The following is a 20,440-nucleotide window of genomic DNA, read 5'->3' as shown; positions in this document are numbered from 1 at the left end:
AACGGACTGAGGCTCGATTGATCGATTGACCTGAGCGCCGAACAGGCCGCTTGGAAACGGATGGCAACCGAAACCGTCTATATCGTCCAGGCCTATGTCCAAGGCCGTGGCAAGGCCCTGCGCGCAGAACCCCAGGTCGGCTGCAAAGACGCCGAAGAGGCGCGTCGCAAGGCCGAACGGCTGGCGCCGTTGCGTCTGGGCGTCGTCGCCTTCGCCGTCTCGGCCGACACCGAAATGGGGGATTACGACGAACAGCCAACCATCCTCTTCAAGTCCGGCCAACTCCCGCCGCCGTTCAGCGATCCGGACTGACGACCAGGCAACCCGCCCCGACAGGTCGCGTTTGCTTTCCTGACAACGGATCGGCGCCGCCCCGGGCGTCCGACCGAAACTTCAGGACGCCCCATGGCCTATCGCACCCTCAATCCCTTCACCGAACAGCTGGTCGAGGACTATCCGGAACACACCGACGACGCCGTCGAGGCCGCCCTGGCAAAAGCCGACGGGCTGTTCCATTCGGATTGGTCCAAGGGCGACATCCAGCCGCGTCTCGCCGTGCTAAAATCCTTGTCAGGCCTGCTGACAGACAACTGCGACGACCTGGCCCGCACCATGGCCGAGGAGATGGGCAAGCCCCTGGCTCAGGGGCAGGGCGAGATTGATCTGTGCGCCGGCATCGCCGCCTACTATGCCGAGAAGGCCGCCGACTTCCTCAAGCCCGAAAAGATCGACAGCGAACTGGGCGAAGCCTGGGTCGAGTTTCACCCGATCGGCGTGCTGCTGGCGGTCGAGCCGTGGAACTTCCCGATCTATCAGCTGATCCGCGTGGTGGCTCCCGCCATCGCGGTCGGCAATCCCGTGCTCTACAAACACGCGGGCATCGTGCCGCGCTCCGCCGCCCGGTTCGCCGAACTGGTGCGCGAGGCCGGCGCGCCCGAGGGCTTCGTCGCCAACCTCTACATCTCCTCGGACAAGGTCGCGGAACTGATCGGCGACGACCGCATCCAGGGCGTGGCCCTGACCGGATCGGAGGGCGCCGGCGCCAAGGTTTCGGCCCGCGCCTCGGAAATGCTGAAGAAATCCACGCTTGAACTGGGCGGCAGCGATGTCTTCGTGGTGCTGGACGACGCCGACATCGAAAAGGCGGTCGCGGCGGGCGTCGAAGGCCGCCTGTCCAACGCCGGACAGGTCTGCACCGGCTCCAAACGTTTCATCGTCCAGAAGTCGGTCTCCGACGCCTTCATCACCGGCTTCGTCGAAGGCATGAAGAAGGCCGTCATGGGCGATCCGCTGGACGACGCCACCGACCTGGGCCCGCTCTCGTCCGAGGATGCGCTGAAGACCCTGACCAAGCAGGTGGAAGAGGCGATCCAGCACGGCGCCAAGGCGCTGACCGGCGGAAAGCCCGCCGACCGCACCGGCTTCTTCTACGAGCCGACCGTCCTGACTGACGTCGGGCGCGACAACCCGGCCTTCTATCAGGAGTTCTTCGGCCCGGTGGCCCAGGTCTTCGTGGTCGAGGACGACGATGAGGGCGTGGCCCTGGCCAACGATTCCCACTTCGGCTTGGGCGGCTCGATCTTCTCGGGCGACACCGACCGCGCCCGCCAACTGGCCTCTCGGATCGAGACCGGCATGGTCTTCATCAACACCACCACGACCTCCATGCCCGAACTGCCGTTCGGCGGCGTCAAACGCTCGGGCTTCGGCCGCGAGCTGGGCGATGTGGGCATCAAGGAGTTCGTAAACCGCAAGCTGGTGGTCGTCAGCGCCGACTGACCACCGCCTTTCGGCAAACAGAAAAGGGCCGGCGGATCGCTCCGCCGGCCCTCTTTCTCGTCTGGGCGATCCGCGACCTATTCGGCGGCGATCGGCGCTTCGGTTTCCGGGCCTCGCGCCAGGTTGCGCAGCACATAGGGCATGACGCCGCCGGCCAGCAGATAGTCCAGCTCAGTCTGGTTATCGATGCGGCAGCGGACCGGGAAGCGGGCCATCTTGCCGTCCGACGGGCGGAACAGCTCGACCCACAGGTCCTGACGCGGCTTCAGCTTGCCCATATTGGCGTCCGACAGGCCGCGGATCGTGACGATCTCTTCGCCCGTCAGGCCCAGCTTCAGCCAGCCGTCCTGCTTGAACTGCAGCGGCACGACGCCCATCCCGACCAGGTTCGAACGGTGGATGCGCTCGAAGCTTTCGGCGATGACGGCGCGAACGCCCAGCAGACGCGTGCCCTTCGCCGCCCAGTCGCGCGACGAGCCGGTGCCGTATTCCTTGCCGGCGAAGACGACCAGCGGACGGCCTTCCGACTGATACCGCATGGCCGCGTCATAGATCGACATGGTGTCGCCCGACGGGAAGTGCTTGGTCACGCCGCCTTCGATCTCGGGCGTGATGCGGTTCTTGATGCGGATGTTGGCGAAGGTGCCGCGCATCATGACTTCGTGGTTGCCACGACGGGCGCCGTAGCTGTTGAACTCGGCCGCCTCGACGCCGTGGTTGGTCAGATAGACGCCGGCGGGCGAGGTCTTTTTGATCGAACCGGCTGGGCTGATGTGGTCGGTGGTGATCGAGTCGCCGAAGATGGCCAGAACGCGGGCCTCGACCACGTCCTGAACCGGGGTCAGGTCCATCGACAGGCCGTCGAAATAGGGCGGGTTGGCGACGTAGGTCGAGCTGTCGTCCCACTCATAGGTCTGACCGCCGGTGACCTTAATGGCCTGCCAGTGCTTGTCGCCCTTGAACACGTCCTTGTAGCGTTTGGCGAACATGGCCGGGGTGACGGACTTGCGCTGGATGTCGGCGATTTCCTGCGTGGTCGGCCAGACGTCCTTAAGGAAGACGTCGTTGCCCTTCTTGTCCTGACCGATCGGATCCTTAGTGATGTCGATCCGCATCGAGCCGGCGATGGCGTAGGCCACAACCAGCGGCGGCGAGGCCAGATAGTTGGCCTGGACGTCGGGGTTCACGCGACCTTCGAAGTTGCGGTTGCCCGACAGGACCGAGGTCGCGACCAGGGCGTTGTCGTTGATCGCCTTGGAGATGGCCGGATCCAGCGGACCCGAGTTGCCGATGCAGGTGGTGCAGCCATAGCCGACCAGGTTGAAGCCCAGGGCGTCCAGGTCCTTTTGCAGGCCGGCGTCGGTCAGATAGTCGGTCACGACCTGCGAGCCAGGGGCCAGCGAGGTCTTGACCCAGGGCTTGGCCTTTAGGCCCAGCGCATTGGCCTTGCGCGCCACCAGACCGGCGGCGATCAGCACCGACGGGTTGGAGGTGTTGGTGCACGAGGTAATGGCCGCGATGACCACGTCGCCGTCGCCGACGGTGAACTTCTCACCCTCGACCTCGGCGCGCGGGGCGTCGGCCGGGCGGGCGAAGACGTCGGTCAGGGCGGTTTCAAAGGCCGGGGCGGCGGTGGTCAGTTCGACGCGGTCCTGCGGACGCTTCGGACCCGCCAGCGACGGCACGACGGTCGAGATGTCCAGTTCCAGCACGTCGGTGAAGACCGGGTCTTCCGAATTCTCGTCGATCCACAGGCCTTGCGCCTTGGCGTAGGCTTCGACCAGGGCGACGCGCGCCTTGTCGCGGCCCGTGGCGGTCAGATAGCCGATGGTGGCGGCCGAGACGGGGAAGAAGCCGCAGGTGGCGCCGTATTCCGGAGCCATGTTGGCGATGGTCGCCTGATCCTCGATGGTCATGTTCGGCAGGGCGTCGCCGAAGAATTCGACGAACTTGCCGACCACGCCCTTCTTGCGCAGCATCTGGGTGACGGTCAGCACCAGGTCGGTCGCCGTCGTGCCTTCGGGCATCGTGCCCGTCAGCTTGAAGCCGATGACCTCGGGGATCAGCATCGGGATCGGCTGGCCCAGCATGGCGGCCTCGGCCTCGATGCCGCCGACGCCCCAGCCCAGGACGGCCAGGCCGTTGATCATGGTGGTGTGGCTGTCGGTGCCGACGACCGTGTCGGGATAGGCGACGGTCTTCTTGCCTTCGTCCAGGGTCCAGACGGTCTGGGCCAGGTTCTCCAGGTTCACCTGGTGGCAGATGCCGGTGCCGGGCGGCACGACGCGGAAGTTGTTGAAGGCCGACGAACCCCAGCGCAAGAAGTTGTAGCGCTCGATGTTGCGCTCATATTCGCGCTCGACGTTCTGGCCGAAGGCTTTCGACGTGCCGAAGTTGTCGACCATCACCGAGTGGTCGATGACCAGATCGACCGGCACCAGCGGGTTGATCTTGGCGGCGTCGGCGCCCAGGGCGCTCATGGCGTCGCGCATGGCGGCCAGATCGACTACGGCGGGAACGCCGGTGAAGTCCTGCATCAGAACGCGGGCCGGACGGAAAGCGATCTCGTGCTCGACCGAGCCCTTGTTCTCAACCCAGGCGGCGACGGCCTTCAGGTCGTCTTCGGTGACGGAAACGCCGTCCTCATTGCGCAGCAGGTTCTCCAGCAGCACCTTCATCGAGCGCGGCAGGCGGGAAATCCCGGTCAGACCGGCTTCCTCGGCGGCGGGAAGGCTGTAATAGGCGTATTTCTTACGCCCGACGGAAAGGTCCTGGCGGGTCTTGAAGCTGTCGATCGACGGCATGGAGAGTTCCTCTGGTCAGCGCCGCCCGACAATCCGGTTGCGCCTTCGCGCGGCAGACGCAGCGGCTCACAGGGCCCCTGCGCGCGCGGCGAAAGCCTGCTGCGGCGACCGTGCCTATAGCCCCGCCGCGCCGCACCGTCCATGTGTCCACACCCCTGACGCGGACATTGAGAAGGGTTCGCAGATTTTCCACCCTGCTTCTCCCTCCCCGCTTCGGGGAGGGTGGTCGCGCAGCGACCGGGTGGGGGCGGCCCGGCAGGGACGCATGGCCTAATGCAAAAACGATCGGAGATGCGGCGCAGCGCCGCCCCCACCCGACCTCGCTGCGCTCGGCCACCCTCCCCGAAGCGGGGAGGGAGATGCCGTCATGATCCACACCCTCACCTTAGCCGGCCTGACCGTCTCGCGCGGTGAGCGGCGGCTGTTTCACGGTCTCGACCTGACCCTGCGCGCCGGCGAGGTGCTGGCCCTGACGGGCGCAAACGGGGCGGGCAAGACCAGCCTGCTGCGCGCGATCGCCGGCCTGTTGCGGCCAGACGCCGGGACGGTCGCCTTCCAGGACGGCGACGGCAATAAGCTGGACGAGCGGCAGGCGCGTGGACGTGAAACCCACTTTCTCGGTCATCTGGACGGGCTGAAGGGCGGCCGCACCGCGCGCGAAGAGCTGGGGTTTCAGTGCGATTGGTTGGGCCACACCCAGTACGGCGTCGACCACGCCGTCGAGGCCTTCGGCTTGAAGCCACTTCTGGACTTGGAGGTCCGGCGTCTGTCAGCCGGTCAGCGTCGTCGTCTGGCCATGGGCCGGCTGGTCGGATCGCCGCGCGCCCTGTGGCTGCTGGACGAGCCGATGGCGCCGCTGGACACGCGTTGGCGCGAAGCCTTCGCCGAGCAGATGCAGCGTCATCTGGACGCCGACGGCCTGATCGTCGCCGCCGTCCACGACCCCCTGCCGCTGCCGACCCGCTCTCTCGATCTGGGGGCGCTGAAGTGAGCCGTCGCGATGTCGATCAGGAACCTCGTCCGCCCGGCCTGCGCGGCGCGACGCGCGTGCTGCTGGAGCGCGAACTGGATCTGGCCTGGGGCGGGGGCGGCGGCCCCTTGCTGGCCTGCGGCTTCTTCGCCTGTCTGACCGCCATCCTGCCGCTGGCGGCCGGCGGCGATCCGCGCACGCTCGGCCCGGTTGCCGGCGGCGTCGCGTGGTTGGCGCTCGCCTTGGCGTCCCTGCTGTCGCTGGAGCGACTGTTCGAGCGTGATATGGAGGACGGGGCGCTGGATCTGCTTGCCCTCGGTCATCTGGCGTTGGAGCAGGTCGTCCTGATCAAGGCCCTGGCCCAGTGGATCGCCGTCGGCGTGCCGCTCGCCCTGACCGCCCCCGTCGCCGCCCTGGCGTTGGGCCTGCCCGCCTCGCTGACGCCGCTGGTCGCCCTGACCGCCTTGATCGGCGGCGCGGGCTTCGCCTTCACCGGGGCGCTAGGCGCCGCTCTCGCGCTGGGCGCCAGGCGTGGCGGGCTGCTGATCGCCGTCGTCGTCCTGCCGCTGTTCATTCCCCCGGTCGTCTTCGGCGCCGGCGCCCTGGAGCGCGCTGGATCGGGCCAGCCGGTCGGCCCGGCGCTGGCCTTGCTCTGCGCCTACGTCCTGTTCGCCGCCGTCGTCGCGCCCTTCGCCGGAGCCGCCGCTGTTCGCAACGCGCAAGGGTGAGCTTGCCCGCCGTCCATTCGTTGCGTAAGCGCTGAACCGATGTTCGGCCTGTCCAATCCGCAGCGCTTCATGGCCTTCACCGGCCCGTTGACGCCCGTTCTGTGGGGGCTCGCCGCCTTGCTGCTGGGCGTCGGCGCCTGGCTCAGCTTCACCGTTCCGGCCGATTATCAGCAGGGCGACACGGTGCGGATCATGTTCGTCCATGTCCCCGCCGCCACCCTGGGCCTGGGCGCCTATGCGGCGCTGGGCGTGTCCAGCTTCTTTGCGCTGATCTTCCGTCACGCCCTGGCCGACGCCGCCGCCCGCGCCGCCGCCCTGCCGGGCGCCGCCTTCACGGCCCTGGCCCTGTTCACCGGCTCGCTGTGGGGCCAGCCGATGTGGGGGACCTGGTGGGTGTGGGACGCGCGCCTGACCAGCGTGCTGGTGCTGTTTCTCTTCTACCTTGGCTATATGGCGCTGAGAGCCTCGATCGACGATGAGCAGAAGGCTGGGCGCGCCGCCGCCGTCTTGGGTCTGGTCGGCCTGATCAATCTGCCGATCGTGAAATTCTCGGTCGATTGGTGGAACACCCTGCATCAGCCCGCCAGTTTCCTGACGCCTGGCTCCTCGGGGTTGGACCCCGTCTATCTGCCGCCCTTCCTGACCATGCTGGCGGCCTACGGGATGCTGTTTGCGGCCCTGTGGCTGACAGCCATCCGCACCGAAATACGCCGCCGCCGCGTCATGACCCTGCGCGCCCGTCTGGCTCAGGAGGCCTGAAGCCATGCTCGACCTCGACATGACCCCCTATGCCGCCTTCGTCTGGCCCGCCTGGGGCGTCAGCGCCCTGGTGCTGATCGTCCTGACCGTCCGCGCCGTCGTCGCCTCCCGCAAATGGAAGCGCGAACTGGCCCGGCTTGAGGCAGACCAAGGCGCACACCCAGAAGCAGCGGACACCCACCGCCCTCAAGCAGCGCGAAGCGCGATAGGGCCAAAAGAAACAGGGCTTCGCCCGTGAACCGCTGGCTGGCCCTGATCCCGCTGGCGGTCCTCGCGGCTCTGGCGGCCCTGTTCGTCGGCTGGTCGCTGAAGCGCGACCCGGCGTTCAAGCCCGACGCCCTGGTCGGCCAGACGATTCCAGAGACGGTCCTGCCCCTGCTGTCGGGCGACCAGGCGGGACCGGGCAATCTGGACCTTAAGACCGCCGGCGTCGGCCGGCCCATGCTGGTCAATGTGTTCGCTTCCTGGTGCGCGCCGTGCCGGATCGAACATCCCAAGCTGCTGGCGCTGAAGGCGCGCGGGGTCGCCGTGGTCGGCATCGCCTACAAGGATGAGGCGGTCGCCACTCGCGCCTTCCTCGACGAACTGGGCGATCCCTATTCCATGGTGCTGGTGGACCGCGAAGGTCGTGCGGGCCTCGACCTCGGCATCTCCGGCGTGCCCGAGACCTTCGCCGTCGACGCCATGGGCCGCATCACCGCCAAACAGTCCGGCCCCCTGCTGGACGACGCCGACATCGACCGACTGGTCGCGTCCATGCAGGCCCCGCCTCGTCCCGCGCCTACGAAGCGGTGAGGCCGCGTTAACCCTTTTTCGAGGGTTTCCATTAACCATGTCGGCATGAGCGCGATTCGTCCCGGCCTGCCGCTGAATACGCCCGCCCAGGGCCTTGATCTGCCGAGCGCACGCAGCGCCCAGGCCGCCTTCTTCCGCGCCGCCATGGATCAGACGGCGGCGCCGAAAACGCCTGTCCCGGCCGCCGCCGTCATGTCCACGATCCGCACCGCCAACCCGGCCCGCCCCGTCGAGGCGCCGGCTGCTCCGCCGCAGAGGGAGGAGCCGCGCATCCTGCGACCCGGATCCTATCTCGACATCCGGGTTTGATCAGTTCCAGCCGCGGCTGGCGATATACTGCTGCAGCGCTTCGATCCGCGCCGCATCGGACGGGTGGGTCGAGGCGAACTGCGGGATGCTGCCCTGACGTTGCGACGCCATCAGTCGCCATAGCGCCACGGCCTCAGACGGCTTGAAGCCGGCGCGCGCCATATAGTCGACGCCCAGACGGTCGGCCTCCAGCTCGTCACGACGCGAATAGGGCAGCAGCAGCCCATACTGGGCCGCCAGACCGCCGTAGGCGTTGACCGCGTCCCCATAGCGTCCGGCCGCGCCGCCGACGGCCGCAAGGCCCAGACCGGCCGCCGCCTTGCTCGACGCGCGCTCGGCGGCGTGGTTGGCGACGACGTGCGCGATTTCGTGACCGATCACCGAGGCCAATTGATCGTCATTCTGGACCAGGGCCAACAGGCTGTCGGTCACGCCGATCTGCCCCGACGGCAAGACGAAGGCGTTGGGGCTGGTCGCGGGGAAGACGGCGTAATCCCATGTTCGATTACCCAGGCCCGCCGCCTGCACCAGCCGATCGCCGACGCGGCGAATGCGGTCCACCTGTGCGCCGGTCGTCTTGACGCCGGGCTTCGCCACCGCCTCGCGCCACGCGGCTGCGGACTGCTGGGACAGGGAAGCGTTGTCCACCAGCAACAGCTGATTGCGCCCCAGAGCCTCGTTATAGGCGCAGGCGGACAGCGTGGAGGCCGCAGCGGCGGCGGCGAGAAGAAGGGCGGAACGGCGACGAAGACCCACGGCGGACCTCATGAATGGTGAAACAGATTGGCCATCAAATCCCGATGGTCGGCCAAGGTTCCCCGCTCACTCCACAGGCGTCGCGCCCAGCAGGGTCCGGCATGCCTCCGCCTCGGCCGCCAGGGACTTGCGCCTGGCCTCCCCGAACTTCTCCAGCGTGCGGTAGGGCATGGCCAGCCGCACATTGTCCCGCAGCCGGCCGCGATTGCGCTCCAGAAAGCCCCAGTACAGCCGGTTGAACGGACAGGCTGCATCGCCGCTCTTGCTCTTCACGTCATAGCGACACGCCCCGCAGTAGTCGCTCATCCGGTCGATGTAGGCCCCCGAGGCCGCATAGGGTTTGGACCCCACGATGCCCCCATCGGCGAAAAGGGCCATGCCGCGCGTATTGGGCATCTCGACCCATTCATAGGCGTCGGCATAGACGCACATGTACCAGTCATCGACCTGATCGGGATGCACGCCCAGCAGCAAGGCCAGATTGCCCGTCACCATCAGCCGCTGGATATGGTGGGCGTAGGCGTTGTCGCGCGTGGTCTTCACCACGTCGGCGACACAGGCCATGTCGGTCTCGCCGGACCAGTAGAACCAGGGCAGCTTGCGGTCCGCATCCAGGAAGTTGCGCGCCCGATACTCCGGCGCCTTCAGCCAGTAGATGCCGCGCACGAACTCGCGCCATCCCAGGATTTGCCGGATGAAGCCTTCGACCGCGTTCAGGGGCGCCTTGCCCGCCCGATAGACCGCCTCGGCGCGCTTGCAGACGTCCAGCGGGTCCAGCAGGCCCAGGTTGATCGAGGTCGAGATCAGCCCATGCCACATCCACGGCTGACCCTCCGCCATCGCATCCTGCCAGTCCCCGAATGAGGGCAGGACATCCTTCAGGAAGTGCTTCAGCGAGGCTTCCGCCTCGTCCGCCGTGGTGGCCCAGCCGAACCCGTCCAGCGATCCGAAATGGTCGCCGAACAGCCGCTCCACATCCGCAATCGCCTCGCGCGCCACGGCGTTGGGCGGGATGCGCAGGCGATCGGGCGGCGTCACGCCCTTGGCCAGCTTCTTGCGGTTCTCGGCGTCATAGTTCCAGCGCCCGCCTTCCGGCTGATCGCCGTCCATCAGGATGCCGGTCGCGCGGCGCATCTCGCGATAAAAGAACTCCATGCGCAGCTGCGACTTGCCCGAGGCCCAGCGACGAAAACGGTCGTGGCTGCTGATGAAGCGGCGATCCTCGCGAATCTCGACCGGCAGCGCCGCCCCTTCCGCAAAGGCGGCCAGATGCTCGGCCAGCCGCCATTCGCCGCATTCGGTCATCACCACCGCCTCATGGACGCCGTCCTCCAGCGCCCGGGCCAGTTCGCCGGTGATCGAGCCGCTGTTGTCCGCATCGTCGATCCGCACATAGCGCACATTGACGCCCCGCCCCTTCAGCCGCTCGGCGTGATTGCGCATGGCCGCAAAGACCAGAGCCAGCTTCTGCTTGTGGTGCCGGACATAGGTCGCCTCGTCGCGAACCTCGGCCATCAGAACCGTGTCGATGTCCGGGTTCAGATCTTTCAGCGCCGACAGGTCGTCCGACAGCTGATCGCCCAGCACCAGCCTAAGCACGGACATGTTTTATTCCCATCACCGGGCCCATTTGCGAGCGAGAGACTGAAGTTGAGGACGCAGGCGCAGAAACACCCGGTACGCTCTCTCCAACGCCGCAAGGACCCAGGGGATGCGTGCGGCCAGGCCCAGCGGACGCAGCAGCGGGATGGCCCGCCACATCAAAAGCCGCCGCACCTGACAGCAGCCTTCCGTTTTCCGTCGCGTGGAATCGCGCCAGAAACGCCTCGCGATCCAGTGGGCAAAGTGTTTGACCGTCCGACACATCGACGAAGCGAATCGCGCCGCGTCGATCCAGCCGCCGCATCAGGGCGATCTCGCGTCGGCATAGGGGACAGCCGCCATCATACCAGACAAGCAAGGGAGTCATGACGATCGAAGGCTCTCGGCGACGGCGAACGGGCTCGCCATCCTATACGGGGGGTCCTCTACAGTCTGGATCGCAACCCGCCTCGACAGGTGTCCGATGACGATTGAACCCACCGGCCGACATCGCTTGCCGCCGCTCGCCCGCATACTGGGTTTCGCTGGCCTGCTGCCCCAGGCGACGGCGGTCGTCGTCCTTCTTGCAGGCGACGCGGACCAGAAGACCGCCGCCCTTGGCCTGGCCATGCCTACGCCGCCCTGATCTTCAGCTTTCTGGGCGGCGTCTGGTGGGGACTGGCGGCCGCGACGGGCCTGAAGGCGCCCAAATGGGTCTGGATCGCCTCTGTGGCGCCCTCGCTTCTCGCGCTGGCGACCAGCGTCGCTTGGGCGGCGGGTTCCGACCCGGCCGTGCCGCTGGTCCTGCTGGGCGTCTTCATCGCCGCCAGCGTCCTGGTCGATCTGAAGCTGAAGGCGGCGGGTCTGACGCCCGAGGGCTGGCTGGCGCTGCGGGCGCCGCTGTCGATCGGTCTGGGCGTGCTGACGCTCTCGCTCCCTATGAGCCTGGCGCGCTCAAGCGCCTCATGGGACGCTACGCTTCTCGCGAAGAGGAGGTGGACCGGCTACTGAGAAGCCAGGTTTTCGTGGACCTGTACGGCGTGGTGAGACAGGGCCTGCGCGCTAGCGTCGAGAGCTATTCCATCAAGAGGCTGGAACCGCTCTACGGCTTCGAGAGATCTGTATCGCCGCAAGCAGCCAACCACGCGCTTGCCAAGGTGCAGGCCTGTCTCGAGCTCGATGACGCTGCGACCATTTCCGACGAGGATCGCGGCGTCGTCACGGCCTATAATCAGGACGACTGCGTCTCGACGCTCCGTCTCCGCGACTGGCTCGAGAGCCGCAGATCCGAACTGGTCGCGTCCGGTACGGACGTGCCCAGACCCGAACCCGTGGACGGGGCTGCGCCGGAAAGCGTCGCTGCGTGGTTGGCGTTGATTACACCTGTCATGGATCGACTGCTCGACGGTGTTCCAGTCGACCCCGAGGAGCGATCCGCCGAGCAACACGGCCGTTGGCTCCTGGCCCAGATGCTGGACTGGCATCGGCGGGAGGAAAAGGCTGTCTGGTGGGAGTTCTTCCGCCTCGCGGACCTGGCGGCCGAAGATTTGCTGGAAGATCGCGCGGGCTTCTCGGGCCTCCGTCTGGTCGAGACGGTCGGCGGGACGGCCAAATGCCCCATCCACCGATACGCCTTCCCGCCACAGGAGATCGCAGTTCGCGGGGACGAGGATGTCCGTGCGGAGGGCGGGGCCCAAATCGGCAAGATCGTCGGACTCTCGGTCGAAGAGGGCTGGATCGAGATCAAGAAGCGGGCAGACGCGGCCGGGGTGCATCCGGAAGCGGTGTTCGCACACGGATTCGTCGGCGCGGGCGAGATGAAGGAGTCTCTTCTGCGCCTGGGTCGTCATGTCGCCGAGCACGGTCTGGAAGGCGACGGCCCCTATCGCGCCGCCCGGGCGCTTCTACTGCGCGAACGGCTGCCGGGCCAGGACCGTTCAATCCGGCGAGAGGACGAGAGGGTTCTGGACACCGCACTGAGACTGGCGGCCGACCTGCCGCCCGGTGTGCTCCCGATCCAGGGTCCGCCCGGTGCCGGAAAGACCTACACCGGGTCGAGAATGATCGCCGCTCTCGTGGCGGCGGGCCGGACGGTCGGGATTACCGCCAATAGTCACAAGGTCATTCGCAACCTCCTCGACAAGGTCGTCGAGGCGGCTGAGGAGCGGAGCCTGGACATTCGCTGCGTTCAGAAGCCGAAGGAGATGGAGGCGGACCAGCCGAGACTGCGGTTCGTGCGCGACAACCCCGCGCTGTTCGCGGCGATCGGGCCGGACTGCCCAGTGGCCGGCGGCACGGCATGGCTCTGGTCGCGCCCGGAAGCGTTCGAGTGCGTCGACGTGCTGTTCGTCGATGAGGCCGCCCAGATGTCACTCGCAAACGTCCTCGCTGTGGCCCAGGCAGCCCGAACCGTCGTTCTGCTCGGCGACCCCCAGCAACTCGATCAGCCTATGCAGGGCGCTCACCCGGAGGGCACCGACGTCTCGGCGCTTCATCATCTGCTCAACGGCGCTAAGACCATCACGCCTGATCAGGGCCTGTTCCTCGACCAGACCTGGCGGATGCACCCTGATATCTGCGCCTTCACCTCCGAGATGTTCTACGAGGATCGCCTGCATCCTCGCGATAATCTGGACCGCCAGACCATCCGGGCCGGCGGCCGTCTGACCGGCAGCGGGCCACGCTTCGTCAGCGTCCCACATATCGGAAACCAGAACGTCTCTCGTGAGGAGGCGACCGTGATTGCTGACCTTATCGCGGAGCTTCTGGCGACAGGCGCCCAGTTCACGGACGCCGACGGTTACGACCGCCCCCTGACCGCCGCCGACATCATGGTCATTACCCCCTACAACGCTCAAGTCGCCGAACTTCGGGACAGGCTGCCCGACGTCCACATCGGCACCGTTGATAAGTTCCAAGGCCAAGAAGCTCCGCTCGTGTTCTACTCAATGGCCACTTCCAGCGGCGCGGAAGCGCCTCGCGGAATGGAATTCCTCTACAGCCTGAACCGTCTCAACGTGGTCACATCGCGCGCTAAGGCGCTGTGTGTACTGGTGGCGTCCCCACATCTTCTTGCCGCCGAGTGCCGAACGCCTAGGCGGATGCAGCTGATCAACGCACTGTGCCGATACCTAGAGCTGGCTCAGCCGGTATGATCGGGGCTTCGAGCGGCTTGAGAGACAGACCCTGTCGAAACCGGCAGGGCATCTCTATCTCGCGATCTGTAGGGCCGAAGCTCCCTAGCGTCCCTGCGCAAGCGGCACGACGCCGAGCAGCCTATCGATCTCGGCGGCGAGGCCATCCGCTATAGGCAAGTGTGCACGTTCCGCGCCCCAGACCTCATGAAAGCGATCCACCGCCTCAATCGCCGCGTCACGAGCCAGGGCCTCCGGCAGGCCTGCCCGGGCGGCCATATAACCGATCTCGTCCAGGCTGAACTCTGCCATCCGCTTCGTACGAGCGAACTTCAAAGCCGCATTCTCGTCGGGGATGTAGACGGTCGTCGACAGGAAGTCGTAACCGGGAGACAGCTGTGGCGTCCGGCCATCCGGATAGATCAGCGACCAGTTCTTCAGATGCATGTCTGCGTTGCCGATCAGGGTGTTGAACACCAGCCTCCGGATGAACTCGCGCACCCCGGCTTCGCCGGTTTCGAGCCAGAGGACCTTCGCAAGGTAGCGATAAGACCCCTTGTCGTACTTTTCGCCCGGATAGACGCCGAAGACCTGGGCGAAGTCCTCAATATGGATGCGTCCGCCGTCCTCCCGGCGGTCGAACCGCCGGATGGCGAAGGCCTCCTCCTCGATCTTGCCGATACCCTCCGGCAGCCCCTCGATCTGATCGAGTGGCACGAGTTCTACATCTGGGATGTCCATGCCCATAGCGCTGGCCAGCCGCATCATTGAGAACTCATTGGCCGCCACGCCGCGAAATCGTATCGACGGCAGCTTGATGATCCAGTCCCCGCCGCGACCGCTCGCGGGAATCGTCAGGCCGCCCTGGGCTTTCTCGACGGCTGAGAACTTCAGCTGCACCCCCGCAAGGGAGAACCTCAGGGCGCCTTGACCCGCCGCGCCCTCATTCTTTTCATCCTCACGGTGCTCTTCGTCATCTTCATCGACGACGTCTTCCCCCAGCGGCCGCACGGTCACGGCGCCTGGCAGATCCGGCCCCAACACCTCAAGCAGCGGGTACTCCCGCATCGGCTTAATTCCCGCGCGCTTGGCCAGGTAGTCGCGAAGCGTGCCTTCGGGCAGCAGGTTCGAAAAGTAGGGCATTAGCCGTGTCTGGGTCGGCCTATGATCGCGCAAAAGACCGCCTTGCTCGCCTTTGAACGACAAGCTGAGGGTCGGTCGATCCGGGTCATCCGCATAGGCGTCGTCGAATGAGAAGATAGATTGGTCACCGCCCAGAGCGGAGATCACGCCGACCTTCTGGTCATTGAGCAGGACTTCAAGGGCGTCGGCGGCCATCGTTAGTCCTCGTCATCAAGGCTGTAGGCGGGACGCTCCGTACGAGGCGCGTGCATCAGGATATTTCTGAGTTGCTTCAGCCATGCCGCAGCGTCCCTGTAGGTCTGCGCGTGCCTGGGGCGTTCGGCCGGGGGATAGTTCAGGAAGCCTTCTAGGTTGATCCTCAGCCGTTCCAGGTCGGCCGTGCGGACGGCCCCGCGCAAAGCCGGCGCGAGCGGCTCCAGGTCTTGAAGGCTGGAAGCGATGGAGGCGATGTCTTCGCGCCCAGGTGCGACCTGTTGGGCCCGTTCGGCCAAGGTACGCAAGGCCGCCAAAAGCTTTCTGGCCGATCTCTCGTCCAACCGCTCTTCGGCCGAGCGAACCGCCGCCTCAACGGCGACAAGCGCGGATCTCGGGACGAGTTGAAGATCGAGATCGAGCGAGCGCGCCAGTTCGATCAGGGTCGATACCTGCAGATCCACCTCTCCGTTTTCAATCCGGGAGATTTGCGCCTGGGTTAGATGCGCACGGGCGCTGAGGTCGCGCTGACTCCAGCCTTTGGCCAGGCGCGCTTGACGGATCGCTTCCGTTAGCGCTTCCAAGCTATATCGTTTTGATGTCTTATTCTGCATCATTAGACCCATCTGATACATCATTATACATCATCCACCTAACCTCGGTCGAGAGACGATATATAATCAAGCATCAAATACCTCTTTAGATATCTAATTATGTATCAGGATGCTGCGCCTATCTCAAAGGACCCATATTGGCGTGTTCTCACCACAAGCTCGTTTCCAAGCAATTTGCCGATCAGCACCAGCTTCGCCTCACCAAGCCTCAAACCAAGGCGCTGAGTGAGGGAAAAAATCGAGCATGTCCGAAACTTGTATACAAATTTCGGACATCCCAGCCGCGAATCTAAGTTCGGATATCAGAGGCCAAAGCAGCACGCTTAGAGATCTGGCAGCACCGAACCCGTGATTCAGCAACCGAAGTCCGCTTCAAGCCGGGACATTTTGGCACGCACGTCAGACCTCATGCGCTCGTCAATCTGATGACCATGTGATGACCGGATGATTTGGGAAAAAAATCGGGGCTTGCCGTAAAACGACAAGCCCCTGATTTTATTGGCCTCGACTGGAGCGGGCGAAGAGATTCGAACTCTCGACCCCAACCTTGGCAAGGTTGGGGATCAGCATTTCCGGGCTTTTCAGCACGTTCCAAAAATCAGTTTTGTATGTTGTTTTAACTAGGTTTTCTTGTTTATCCGGTTACGGAGCGTTTCGCCCGGTTTCACTTGAGTTGGTAGCGGAGTGGTAGCGGTGGCTCGGAAATGAGCGTAGATTTCCATCGCCATGACGAAGCAAAAACTCACCAAGCGCGTGGTTGAGAGCGCGCCCGTTCCGGAGAGCGGCGAGGGTCGAATTTGGGACAGCGAGATCGCAGGCTTCTGCCTCCGGATCTATCCCGGGACCGAAACCCGACAGGGCCATGCCGCCAAGCCTGTCCGAAGGATGTTCGCCATCAAATATCGGGTCCGCGGGATCCAGCGCTGGCTGACGCTTGGCGAGCATGGGGATGGGCCGGACAAGCTCACGGCGGATCGGGCTCGCAAGGAGGCGGCGTCGGTGGTGGTCGATGCGCGGCGCGGCATCGATCCCGGAGAAGCCCGCAGGCGCATCGAGGGCCTCACCGTCAAAGGCCTGGTCGAGTTGTATCTGGAGAAAGGGCCGGACGACAAACCGACCAAACGGGATTCGTCATGGGCCATGGACCGGACCAACCTCGAGCGCCACGTCGTGCCCCTGCTTGGGAAGATGGCGCTTGATACGGTCACCCGCGACCACATCACCGGGATGATCCGATCGATCACGGCCGGGAAGACCGCCAAGGATGTAAAGACCAAATTTCGTGGTCGATCCATCGTGAAGGGCGGAGCAGGCATCGCTGACCGCACCTATTCCACCCTGCGGGCGACCTTCAACTGGGCGATCGATAAGGGCCATTTCGCCGGCCCGAACCCCTGCGCGAAGGTCGAACGCAAGCGCCGACCGGCGGTCGAGCGCTTCCTGTCCGAGTCCCAGGCCCAGGACCTGATCGCCGCGCTCGACGCTCTGGAAGCGGATGCGACGATCTCCGAACGGCAGGGCGCGGTCTATCGGCTTCTGCTTCTGACGGGTGCGCGGCGCAACGAGATCGCTGGTCTGCGCTGGACGGAGGTCGACTTCGACCGGCGCCGGCTCGTGCTGCCGCCGAGCCGCACCAAGGCCGGTGGGCGCACGGGGGATCGTCGGATCTCGCTCAACGACATGGCCTTCGGAATCCTGCAGCGTCTCTACAAGACGCGCGGGCGAAGCCAGTTCGTCTTCCCGGCCACCAAGGGCGACAACGGATATGCGACGTCCGAGTCCAAGATCTGGCGCGACAAGGTGCTCCCCAAAGCCAAGCTGGAAGGCGTGCGCATCCACGACCTGCGCCACAGTTTCGCAAGCTTCGCCTTGGCCGACGGGGCCAGCCTCCCGATGATCGGCAAGGCGCTGGGACACGCCAACAGCCGCGCTACAGAACGGTACGCCCATTTGAGCGATGACCCAGTTCGGGCGCTTGCGGAACGGATTGGCGAGCGCTTCAGTCCTAAGGTGACTTAGCAAGCGTCTCTCTGATGGGCAGGTATGCCATAAGGATCCAATCCGAGTTTGACAGGCCGCAAGTTACGACACTCAGGGCGCCCCAATAGGCCGACCAATAAACCTGCAATTTCGATCAATCCGACCCTTCAGCATTGGCTGGATGTCTCGGGCGGAAGAACTGGGCATATCGCGAAGTCGAACACGCTATCGCGGCCGCACGCGTCACAGGTCCATTGGAAACCCTGGCGGATCTCGTCGGGAAAAATCCGATGGATACCGTCGCAATTCTCGTGTGCGCATGGCGCTGGAAAGGCTTTCGTTGTCCATTTTCCCTCCCCGTCCTCCTCGAAGAAGACGAGATGGTCAGCGCCGCAGGCTACGCATTTTGCAGGAAACTGACCTGCTTCGTCGCGCGGCAAGCGTTTGCGCATGTCCTCGCCACATCTGAAGCACGGGCAGTGAGAGAAGGTCCCCATAATGAAGGAGGTCTTCGCTGGCGTGACGACAGGATCGAGTTCCTCAACCAAGGCTTCGCATCGCCGCCGCAACTTTTCGAAATCGGGGCCGCCCTTTTCATTTAGCTGCTTCAGGGTCGGGAAGTGTAGGTAGCTCCCAATGGCGCCGTAATTGTCCTTCAACGTCGCTTGGCGGATGGGCTGCTCGAAGAAGACAGCGGCGCGCGCGTCATCCACTCCGGGAGCCAGGTTGCGGGCGATCTTGACGGTCTGTGGAGTATCGGCCCGAGGGTCGATTTCAAGAAGCAGCCTCAGAACCTTAGGTGGCTGCCACGTCTCATAGACGCTGGGCGGGACATCCCGCCTGTAGTCGTGCAGCCGGTCGTAAGCGATCGCCTCGAGCGTCAGGCGCAGTTCCAAGGCGGCATAGCGTAGCGCCTGGTCGTCACCTTGGGCCAGCAGCGCCTTCGCCCGCGCAAGTGCCTGACGGGCCTCATGACGGAACTGCATGCTCGCCCTTTCCGGAAAACAATGTCACAGGTGCCACCGATCTGTGACGTCGCCGCAGGAATGACTCCCTCGGAGCTGGAGGCCCCCCATCAGGTCGCGGGCTTCCGCATAAACAGCCTCCATCGGTTTGCCGCCCTCGCCGCTCTGAACCCAGTGCTGGACACGGTCGGCCAACTTGACGGACAGAATTTCACTCAGGAGGTCGCCAAAGGGCGCCGGGAAGTTCTGATCGCGCATCGCGCCCTTGAGCAGGATTCCGACCGTCGGGGTGACGGCGATCAGTTCTGCGCCTCGATAAAGCTTGTCGTCCGTCAGACCAAAGAAGCCGGATCCGCACGGATGGTGGATCAGGCCGCGCTTGTGCAGCCGCTCGATGCGCACCCGCGGCAACCCGGAGATCCAGTAAGGAAACTTCGGCTCGCCCGGCTCAATGCTCATAAGGAAAAACGGGTCGAAATCCTCTTCCCAAGAAATCCGCCCTGCTTCTTGCTCCGCGTCGAACGCCACCTTCATCTCGGCCACTTCGACCAGCCAGCCAAGCAAAGTGAGATGGCTGTAGCCAGTAGTTAGATGCTCGCTGTGAATCCGAAGGATCGGCAGGTTATCTCGCTTGCAGAGCTCGTCCTTCTTGGCGTCTCGCTCCCGCTGGCGGACACTTCGGTGCGACGCTCCGTCGAACTCGATCGCGTAGACCGGGTCACAGTCATTGCGACAGATCACAAAATCGAAGTGCGCTTTTAGCGCGTAGGTCTTGAGGTCGCCGGTTGCCCCGACCTCGTCGGGATCAATCACGTCCGCGACCCGAACTTTCGGAAAAATGGACAGGCCGAATCGGTCGGCGACCGGCTTGACCGCGTTGTGGGTCATCTGCTCGTAATGATCGAAAAGGCGTTTCACGGCCGGCTCCGGGTTGACGCGTCAGCCCTAGGTGGTGTGGACAAAGTGCCTGACCCACAGGCGGATTGAAGCGACGAGGACGAAACCGAGGAAGCTGTCGGCGGTCTTGTCGTATCGGGTCGCCAGTCGGCGGCTGTGTTTGAGCCTTGAGAAGCAGCGCTCAACGAGGTTCCTCAGGGCGTAGATATGACCGTCGATGACGGGCTGAACCTTGCGGTTCCGCCTTGCGGGAATGACGGCGACGACATCCCTGGCGTCAAGGTCGGCCAGGATGAAGTCGGCGTCGTATCCCTTGTCGGCGAGCAGCACGCGAGGCTGTGGGCCGGGTTCGTCCATGACCGGCGCATAGCCCTTCACATCGGAGACCTGACCGCCGCTCAGCGTGACCGCAACAGGGAGGCCCAAAGCGTTGCTGCGGAGATGGATCTTGGTCGAGAAGCCACCGCGAGAGCGGCCAAGACCCTGGTCCTCATCCCCTTTTTTAGCGCGCCGGCGGCGTGCTGATGGGCGCGGATGATGGTGGAATCGATCATCTGGACGCTGCCATGCCCTGCGCCGGCCTCGTTCAGCGCCTCCAGCATCACCTCCCAGGTCCCCGCCAGCGTCCAGCGCCGGAACTGCCGATAGACCGAGTTCCACTCGCCGAAATGGCTGTGCAGGTCACGCCAGGCCGTGCCTGTCCGAGCGATCCAGAACACTCCGTCCAGCACCCGTCGGTGATCACGAGGACGCCGCCCCCGTCTCGGCCCCTTCTCGACAACGAACGGCTCGAAGAACGCCCATTCCTCGTCCGACATCAAACCACGAACCAACGCCACTCTCCGCAAAGAGCAGCCTTGAATCAGTCATCTGGTGATTTGGGAATCCACTTTGTCCACACTACCTAGCACGGCGAGAACATAGGGCGAACCGCACAAAGGGATTGATCCTCCTGTGCGCGACCGTTGCGCGGTAGTCGCGCGATACGGCCACCCGCGATTGCGGCCTAGCTTTGCCGTATCCATATCTCCGAT

20 protein-coding genes and 1 pseudogene are annotated in these 20,440 nt (G+C 64.9%); 12 read left to right on the top strand and 9 right to left on the bottom strand.

Going from position 1 to position 20,440, the window contains the following annotated elements:
- Positions 1 to 60: 60 nt before the first annotated feature.
- Positions 61 to 312 (top strand): hypothetical protein, encoded by a 252-nt coding sequence (locus DT343_RS13475; RefSeq protein ID WP_112863262.1) that lies wholly within the window; start codon positions 61 to 63, stop codon positions 310 to 312.
- 93 nt (positions 313 to 405) lie between these two features.
- The gene (locus tag DT343_RS13470) at positions 406 to 1,779 is read left to right on the top strand and encodes an NAD-dependent succinate-semialdehyde dehydrogenase (protein ID WP_112863261.1); all 1,374 of its coding nucleotides are present in this window, start codon (positions 406 to 408) and stop codon (positions 1,777 to 1,779) included.
- Positions 1,780 to 1,856: 77 nt separating this feature from the next.
- Here the strand turns inward: DT343_RS13470 and acnA are convergent, their stop codons facing one another.
- The gene (gene acnA / locus DT343_RS13465) at positions 1,857 to 4,583 is read right to left on the bottom strand and encodes an aconitate hydratase AcnA (protein WP_112863260.1); all 2,727 of its coding nucleotides are present in this window, start codon (positions 4,581 to 4,583) and stop codon (positions 1,857 to 1,859) included.
- Between the two features lie 367 nt (positions 4,584 to 4,950).
- Between acnA and ccmA the strand changes: the two genes are divergently transcribed.
- Genes ccmA through DT343_RS13435 form a run of 6 tightly spaced genes read left to right on the top strand, consistent with a single transcriptional unit; the run spans position 4,951 to position 8,144 of the window.
- Entirely contained in the window at positions 4,951 to 5,574 is a 624-nt protein-coding gene (ccmA, locus tag DT343_RS13460) for a heme ABC exporter ATP-binding protein CcmA (protein ID WP_112863259.1), read from the top strand.
- Positions 5,571 to 6,281, top strand: coding sequence for a heme exporter protein CcmB (gene ccmB / locus DT343_RS13455; protein WP_112863258.1), 711 nt, complete (start codon positions 5,571 to 5,573; stop codon positions 6,279 to 6,281). The genes ccmA and ccmB overlap by 4 nt, the downstream gene beginning before the upstream one ends.
- A gap of 39 nt (positions 6,282 to 6,320) precedes the next feature.
- Entirely contained in the window at positions 6,321 to 7,040 is a 720-nt protein-coding gene (locus tag DT343_RS13450) for a heme ABC transporter permease (protein ID WP_112863257.1), read from the top strand.
- A gap of 4 nt (positions 7,041 to 7,044) precedes the next feature.
- The gene (gene ccmD / locus DT343_RS13445) at positions 7,045 to 7,278 is read left to right on the top strand and encodes a heme exporter protein CcmD (RefSeq protein WP_112863256.1); all 234 of its coding nucleotides are present in this window, start codon (positions 7,045 to 7,047) and stop codon (positions 7,276 to 7,278) included.
- Positions 7,275 to 7,835: a DsbE family thiol:disulfide interchange protein gene (locus tag DT343_RS13440; protein ID WP_112863255.1), complete on the top strand. Its 561-nt coding sequence runs from the start codon at positions 7,275 to 7,277 to the stop codon at positions 7,833 to 7,835. Before ccmD ends, DT343_RS13440 begins: the two co-directional genes overlap by 4 nt.
- A gap of 45 nt (positions 7,836 to 7,880) precedes the next feature.
- A complete protein-coding gene (locus DT343_RS13435; RefSeq protein ID WP_112863254.1) occupies positions 7,881 to 8,144 on the top strand; it encodes a hypothetical protein in 264 nt (87 codons plus the stop codon).
- Here the strand turns inward: DT343_RS13435 and DT343_RS13430 are convergent, their stop codons facing one another.
- From DT343_RS13430 to DT343_RS13420, 3 genes are all read right to left on the bottom strand, one after another.
- On the bottom strand, positions 8,145 to 8,900 hold the full coding sequence (locus tag DT343_RS13430) for a M48 family metallopeptidase (RefSeq protein ID WP_258522584.1): 756 nt from the start codon (positions 8,898 to 8,900) through the stop codon (positions 8,145 to 8,147).
- A gap of 66 nt (positions 8,901 to 8,966) precedes the next feature.
- Positions 8,967 to 10,505: a cryptochrome/photolyase family protein gene (locus tag DT343_RS13425; protein WP_112863252.1), complete on the bottom strand. Its 1,539-nt coding sequence runs from the start codon at positions 10,503 to 10,505 to the stop codon at positions 8,967 to 8,969.
- Entirely contained in the window at positions 10,492 to 10,806 is a 315-nt protein-coding gene (locus DT343_RS13420) for a hypothetical protein (RefSeq protein ID WP_258522583.1), read from the bottom strand. The genes DT343_RS13425 and DT343_RS13420 overlap by 14 nt, the downstream gene beginning before the upstream one ends.
- Positions 10,807 to 10,965: 159 nt before the next feature.
- On the opposite strand from DT343_RS13420, the gene DT343_RS17525 reads away from it, so the two are divergent.
- The 3 genes from DT343_RS17525 to DT343_RS13415 are packed head-to-tail and all read left to right on the top strand — an operon-like array spanning position 10,966 to position 13,636.
- Positions 10,966 to 11,127 (top strand): hypothetical protein, encoded by a 162-nt coding sequence (locus tag DT343_RS17525; protein WP_181669199.1) that lies wholly within the window; start codon positions 10,966 to 10,968, stop codon positions 11,125 to 11,127.
- A complete protein-coding gene (locus DT343_RS17645) occupies positions 11,124 to 11,492 on the top strand; it encodes a DUF3429 family protein (protein ID WP_220116804.1) in 369 nt (122 codons plus the stop codon). The genes DT343_RS17525 and DT343_RS17645 overlap by 4 nt, the downstream gene beginning before the upstream one ends.
- Positions 11,447 to 13,636: a DEAD/DEAH box helicase gene (locus DT343_RS13415; protein ID WP_220116718.1), complete on the top strand. Its 2,190-nt coding sequence runs from the start codon at positions 11,447 to 11,449 to the stop codon at positions 13,634 to 13,636. Before DT343_RS17645 ends, DT343_RS13415 begins: the two co-directional genes overlap by 46 nt.
- Before the next feature lie 84 nt (positions 13,637 to 13,720).
- Here DT343_RS13415 and DT343_RS13410 read toward each other — a convergent pair whose 3' ends face one another.
- Both DT343_RS13410 and DT343_RS13405 read right to left on the bottom strand, forming a co-directional pair.
- Positions 13,721 to 14,953, bottom strand: a complete 1,233-nt coding sequence (locus DT343_RS13410; protein WP_112863250.1) for a type II toxin-antitoxin system HipA family toxin — start codon at positions 14,951 to 14,953, stop codon at positions 13,721 to 13,723.
- A gap of 2 nt (positions 14,954 to 14,955) precedes the next feature.
- On the bottom strand, positions 14,956 to 15,588 hold the full coding sequence (locus DT343_RS13405; RefSeq protein WP_112863249.1) for a helix-turn-helix domain-containing protein: 633 nt from the start codon (positions 15,586 to 15,588) through the stop codon (positions 14,956 to 14,958).
- A 702-nt stretch (positions 15,589 to 16,290) separates the two neighbouring features.
- Between DT343_RS13405 and DT343_RS13400 the strand changes: the two genes are divergently transcribed.
- Positions 16,291 to 17,583, top strand: coding sequence for a tyrosine-type recombinase/integrase (locus tag DT343_RS13400; protein WP_112863248.1), 1,293 nt, complete (start codon positions 16,291 to 16,293; stop codon positions 17,581 to 17,583).
- 128 nt (positions 17,584 to 17,711) lie between these two features.
- Here the strand turns inward: DT343_RS13400 and DT343_RS13395 are convergent, their stop codons facing one another.
- The 3 genes and pseudogenes from DT343_RS13395 to DT343_RS13385 all read right to left on the bottom strand — a co-directional run bounded on the left by DT343_RS13395 (position 17,712) and on the right by DT343_RS13385 (position 20,224).
- Entirely contained in the window at positions 17,712 to 18,530 is an 819-nt protein-coding gene (locus tag DT343_RS13395; protein WP_052004755.1) for a hypothetical protein, read from the bottom strand.
- Positions 18,531 to 18,554: 24 nt separating this feature from the next.
- On the bottom strand, positions 18,555 to 19,427 hold the full coding sequence (locus tag DT343_RS13390) for a DUF2726 domain-containing protein (RefSeq protein ID WP_052004753.1): 873 nt from the start codon (positions 19,425 to 19,427) through the stop codon (positions 18,555 to 18,557).
- 27 nt (positions 19,428 to 19,454) lie between these two features.
- A pseudogene (locus DT343_RS13385) lies at positions 19,455 to 20,224 on the bottom strand (IS5 family transposase).
- Between the last annotated feature and the right edge of the window lie 216 nt (positions 20,225 to 20,440).

Origin of the sequence: Brevundimonas vesicularis (assembly GCF_900445985.1) — a bacterium.
Lineage (GTDB): Bacteria > Pseudomonadota > Alphaproteobacteria > Caulobacterales > Caulobacteraceae > Brevundimonas > Brevundimonas vesicularis_D.
This window is presented reverse-complemented; position numbering and strand designations above follow the sequence as displayed.